At 71.9% G+C, this 4,857-nt stretch carries 4 protein-coding genes and 1 pseudogene; 3 read left to right on the top strand and 2 right to left on the bottom strand.

The window, feature by feature from the left end:
* A partial coding sequence (locus ACWCO3_RS31560; protein WP_450013535.1) for an outer membrane protein assembly factor BamB family protein occupies positions 1–1,389 on the top strand: 1,389 nt, incomplete at its 5' end.
* A 37-nt stretch (positions 1,390–1,426) separates the two neighbouring features.
* Positions 1,427–1,999, top strand: a complete 573-nt coding sequence (locus ACWCO3_RS31555; protein ID WP_358164007.1) for a nucleosidase — start codon at positions 1,427–1,429, stop codon at positions 1,997–1,999.
* A 3-nt stretch (positions 2,000–2,002) separates the two neighbouring features.
* Here the strand turns inward: ACWCO3_RS31555 and ACWCO3_RS31550 are convergent, their stop codons facing one another.
* Both ACWCO3_RS31550 and ACWCO3_RS31545 read right to left on the bottom strand, forming a co-directional pair.
* Positions 2,003–3,181, bottom strand: coding sequence for a low temperature requirement protein A (locus tag ACWCO3_RS31550; protein ID WP_450013532.1), 1,179 nt, complete (start codon positions 3,179–3,181; stop codon positions 2,003–2,005).
* A 121-nt stretch (positions 3,182–3,302) separates the two neighbouring features.
* Entirely contained in the window at positions 3,303–4,484 is a 1,182-nt protein-coding gene (locus ACWCO3_RS31545; RefSeq protein WP_450013531.1) for a low temperature requirement protein A, read from the bottom strand.
* 172 nt (positions 4,485–4,656) lie between these two features.
* Here ACWCO3_RS31545 and ACWCO3_RS31540 point away from each other — a divergent pair.
* Positions 4,657–4,857 (top strand): annotated as a pseudogene (locus tag ACWCO3_RS31540) (hypothetical protein); the annotation flags it as partial.

Below are 4,857 nucleotides of genomic sequence, written 5' to 3'. Positions count from 1 at the left end.
GATCTCTGCTTCGGTGAGGTGATCCGCGACCCCGACGGCGGCTCGTCGGTGAGCCTGGCCGCGCCGGACGGGTCGGCGGGGGTCAGCATCTGGGCCGCGACGGCTCTCTACCTGACCCGTGACCGCTACCCCGACCTGGAGTTCCGGTCGCTGCGCGAGCTGTCCCGGCCGCCGGCCGGCGCGGAGCGACCGGCCGGCATGTGGACGGCGATCCTCGGCGACCGGGCCTACCTGGGGTTCTCACGTCCCGACGACCGGCTGGAGGTGGTGGCCGTCGACGCGAGAACCGGCGACGAGGTGTGGCGTGAGCAGACCGACGCCCGGGCCGCCGACTGGGAGGCGATCATCGCCGTACCGGGAGGGGTCGCCGTGCTGGCCGACGCCCCGGGCGACAGCACCCTGCGGCCGCTGGCCCTGCTCGACGGTGGGGACGGCAGGCAGCGGTGGCAGCGCGCGGTCCGCGGTGACGACGACGTCTTCTTCGCCGACGACACGGCGGTGCTCGTGGACCGGAACGCCGCCCAACTCGTCGGCCTGCGACTGGGCGACGGCGCGCAGAAGTGGACCCAGGCCAACCCCGGCGACCAGTACGGCGGCAACCGCACAGTGGTCCGGCCGGTGGGCAGTGCCGAGGCGGCGGGCGGGCCGGCCTTCCTCGACGGCACGCCCCGCGATCCCTGGACGGGTTCGGGGCGGCGACTCGTCCAGGTCGGTGCGGACCGGTCGGTGCGGCTTGTCGACATGGCCTCCGGCCGCGTGCTGCGCCAGTGGGGGAGCGTCGCCGACCTCGACGATCTGGTGGTCGCCGACGAGGACCGCCTGTACGTGGCCGCCAACGAGGGCGGTTACCAGTTGCTGGCGTACGACCTGGGTTCCGACGCGGAGCCGGTGGTGCTGCACCGGGCGGGCAACGACGAGTACCGCCCGAAGGAGCTGATCGCCTGCGGCGAGCGGCGGGCCTGCCTGTTGCAGGTGCCCAACAACGCTGCCGAGCGCACCGAGGTGGTGGCGGCGGCCGAGGGTAAGCCCACGAGACGGTTCCCGGCGCCGGGCGCAACCGGCCTGGTCGCGGTAGGTGAGCAGGTGCTCGCCCAGCGGGAGTACCCGGAACCGGCCCTCACTCTCTTCGACAGCGCCGGTAAGCCGGTGCTGCGGGACCGCGACGGTGTGGGGGTGCGACTCGACGCCGGCAACCTGCTGGTGTTCGCCAAGGCGCCCAGCACTGTCACTGACAACCGCGTGCTGGCCGGCGTGTGGGCCGAGTCCGGCGAACCCGACGAGTTGGGCGAGCTGAAGGACGTCCGGAGCGCGTCCTGCTCGTGGAGCACCCACGTGATCGCCTGCGGCGCGGAGAAGGACTTCGTCCTGTACCGCTTCGCCGACGACTGATGTCGGCGGCCGAGGAGCCGGCCCGTACGATGCTCCGGTGAATCTTCGGGGTACGGTCCGCGCCGATCGTCCGCTGGTGGTGCTCGCTGTCGGGGAGGAGGCCCGTTACCTGCCGCCCGACCTGCCGGTCCTGCTCACCGGCATGGGCAAGGTGAACGCCGCCAGCGCGGTGGCCGCGGTGCTGGCCGCCGGGCCGCGCCCGTCCCTGCTGCTCAACCTGGGCACGGCCGGGGCGTTGCGCCCCGGGTTGGCCGGCATCCAGGAGGTGGCCACAGTGCTCCAGCACGACCTGGACACCGAGTTGCTGCGGTCGCTGACCGGCGAGACCTACGGGGCGCCACTGTCGCTGGCCGCCGAGGGCGCGGTGCTGGCCACCGGTGACACGTTCGTCGCCGACGACGCGGCACGGGACCGGTTGGCGCAGCGCGCCGACCTGGTCGACATGGAGGGGTACGCGGTGGCGTGGGCCGCCGCGCAGGCCGGCGTGCCGTGTCGGCTGGTCAAGCAGGTCAGCGACGAGGCGGGGGACGGCGCGGCCCGGACCTGGCGGGAGTCGGTGGACGCGTGCGCTCGGGACCTCGCCGAGTGGGCCGGTCGACACCTCGGCTGAGGCTCACCCTCCCGGTCGCCGCATCTGTAGGCCGGGCGTGGTCTCCCGGACCGCTCCGGGGAGCAGCACGTGACCTGTCAGCCCCAGCGCGACGGCCACGACGACCAGCACCGGCGGCCAGTCGCCGGCCCAGGGCAGCACCAGCAGCGGCACGACCAGACAGGCCATCCGCCACCACGGCACGTTCGTGGACACCAGCAGGGTGAACAACGCGCGGCCCACCACGAACAGCGCCGGGCCGCCCACGATCAGCAGGAGCCACCGGGCCGGCGTCGTCCCGGTCGGCTGCGAGACGACCAGGTCGAACGAGGCCGCCGTGGCGACCACGCCGGCCAACATCACCAGATGGGTGTACGGGGCCACCCGGGCCGGTCGGCCGGCCCGCGCCCCGGCCTCCAGCAATTCGCCGGCCCGGAAGACGTAGACCTGCCAGAGCAGCAGCATGACGGCGAACGCGCAGAACAGCGAGGTGATCCGGATACCGTCGAGGTCGGTGCGGCTGACCCGCATGGTGGGCACCAGGATGATGTCGCCGAGTGCCAGGATGACGAACTGTTGGTACCGCTCGCCCAGGTGCCCGGTGGTCCGCTCGTACTGGTCGATGGGCACCCGGCCCAGCCAGGGCGTCGGATAGCGGGCCGCCGCGGACAGCAGGTCGATCACGATGGCGATGGTCCAGAGCGTCCAGTTCACGTCGCCGGTCGCCGCACCGGTGATCCAGAAGACGCCGGACACGACGAACCAGAACAGGAATCGGCTGGCCCGGATGGTGGCCGCCCGGTGGCGCTGCCGGTACAGCGACGTGATCAGGATGATGCCGCGGAGCACGTGCGTGCCGACGTACGCGACCGCGAAGATCATCGCGTGCCCGTCGGTGACCATGGGCAGCGACGCCGCCATCCCCACCGACCCGACCATGGCGATCATCAGGATGGCCTGGATGGGACGTTGCTGCGGGTCGTAGAACTCGGTGGTGGTGGAGGTGACCGACCAGGTCCACCAGATGGCCGTCAGCATCAGCAGCACCTTCGCGCCACCGGACCAGGAGATGTTCTCGGTCAGCAGCGTCGAGGTCAGCGCGAGGGCGGCCACGAAGACCACGTCGAAGAGCAGCTCCAGCAGCGTGGCCCGGGTCGACCCGTCCGGCCGGCGTACCAGCGCCGCGGTTCCTGCGGTGGTCATGCCCGGCCTCCCGCCGCCGTCTCCGAGGATTATCGGCGGCGGCGGCACGGGACGTCCCCGGATCGACGATTCCCGCCGGTCGGGGACGAGGGCGGCCGGACACGTCGGCTGACCGAGGAGATCAGTCGCCGGGTTGCCGGAACCGCAGGCCCGGCGTGGTCTCCCGGGCCGCCCCGGGAAGCAGGATGTGACCGGCCAACCCGAGCGCCACGATCGCGGCCACCAGCAGCGGCGGCCAGCCGCCGGCCCACGGCAGCACCAGTAGCGGCAGGAACTGCCAGACAACTCGCCGCCACGGCATGACCCACGACACCGCCAGGGTGAAGAGGACGCGGCCGACCACGAACAGCGTCGGGCCGGTGATGATCAGCACGAGCCACGGCACCGGCGTCGTGCCGGTCGGCCTGGTGACGATCAGGTCGAAGGTGGCGGCAGTGCCGGCCACGCCGGCCAGCATGACCAGATGGGTGAACGGGGCGAGTCGCGTCGCCCGGCTCCCGTGGGCCTCGGCCGCCACCAACAGCTCGCCGGCGCGGAAGACGTAGATCTGCCAGAGCAGCAGCATGGTGGCGAAGGCGCAGAGCAGGGAGGCGAGCCGGAGGTGATCGAGATGGCCCCGGCTCACCTGCAACGTCGGCAACAGGATGATGTCGCCGAGGGCCAGGATGATGAACTGTTGGTACCGCTCGCCCAGATGCTCGGTGGTCCGCCCGTACTGGACAAGCGGCACCCGGCCCAGCCGGGGCGTCGGGTAGCGTGCCGCCCCGGCGACCAGGTCGATCGTCATGGCGATCGTCCAGAGCCCCCAGTTCGGAGTCTCCGACAGTGCGCCGATGACCCAGAAGACGCCGGACACCGTGAACCAGAAGAGAAACCGGGTGGCCCGCTCCCTGGCCGTCCGGTGCCCCTGCCGGTGCAGGGCGGCGACCAGGATGATGCAGCGGATCACGTGCGTGCCGACGTAGGAGGTCACGAAGAGCAGTTGGTGCCCGATGGTGACCATCGGCAGCGATGCCGCCATCCCCACCGACCCGACCATGGCGATCATCAGGATGGCCTGGATCGGGCGTTGCTGCGGATCGTAGAACTCGGTCGTGGTCGTGGTGATCGACCACGTCCACCAGACGGCGGTCAGCATCAGCAGCAGCTTGGCGGCGCCGGACCAGGAGAGCTCTTCGGACAACAGTTTCGAGGTCAGCGCGAGGGCGGCCACGAAGACCACGTCGAAGAGCAACTCCAGCAGTGTTGCCCGGGTCGACCCGTCCAGCCGGCGTACCAGCGCCGCATTGCCTTTGGTGGTCATGCCCGGCCTCCCGCCGTGTCTCCCGAGGAATTATCAGTGGGCCTGGCCCGGGTCGTCCCCGGATCGACGATTCCCGCCGGGCGGGGAAGAGGGCGGCCGGAGGTTGCCACGGCGTCGGGCACCGGGCGATGCTTGGCCGCATCCATCAATCTCGATCTGCTCGGAGGTTCGGATGCGCCGCTCCCCGCTCCCCGCCCTCGTCCTGACGGTCCTCCTGCTCGTCGCGCCCGGCGCGGCGCAGGCCGCCGTCCCCGACCGAGCCACCCCCGCCGACCCGGCTGCCGTGCTGGCCCAGCGTACAGCCAGGTCGGGATGGCCAGCCCACCCGCTCGCGCCCAACCCAGGTCGTCGCCCCGCTGCCGCGGTACGCCCG

This window comes from Micromonospora sp. NPDC002411, from assembly GCF_053592955.1.
The sequence above is the reverse complement of the archived record's forward strand: the minus strand, read 5'-3'. Positions and strand labels throughout refer to the sequence as shown.